The following is a 461-nucleotide window of genomic DNA, read 5'->3' on the forward strand; positions in this document are numbered from 1 at the left end:
ACCTGCACCTCGCCCACAACACGTGGGACGCGGTGGCGGGGCGGTCGGTGCCGAAGCTGCTGTACGGCTTCGGTCGCGAGGACCAGCTGGACGCCGACGCGGTGCGCCGCCTGGTCGGCTCACTGTCGAAGTTGCTCGATCCGGCTGCCGCTCTGGCGGCTACCGTCGAGGCGAACACGGAGCTGGACTTCGTCGAGTCCCGCCCCTTCGGCGGCGCGTATCTCCTGGACCAGCTGTGGCAGCGGCTGGAACTCCCGCGCATCGTCACCGCGTTGGGCACCCGGGGGCGAGGTCGTCCACGGAACGTCGAGGCCACCGAACGCGCCCTGTTCGCGCTGGTCGCCAACCGAGCTCTGGCACCGTCCTCGAAACTGGCGGCCGCCGAGTGGGTCAACCACGACGTGCGCATCGACGGCCTTGACCCCATCGACGACGACACCTGCTACCGGGCGATGGACTGG

The 461-nt window shown here is 70.1% G+C and carries 1 pseudogene; it reads left to right on the forward strand.

From position 1 onward, the window contains the following. Positions 1-2: 2 nt before the first annotated feature. Positions 3-461 (forward strand): annotated as a pseudogene (locus G3I71_RS47260) (transposase); the annotation flags it as partial.

The sequence above is a fragment of the Streptomyces sp. SID12501 genome (assembly GCF_010550245.1).
Lineage (GTDB): Bacteria > Actinomycetota > Actinomycetes > Streptomycetales > Streptomycetaceae > Streptomyces.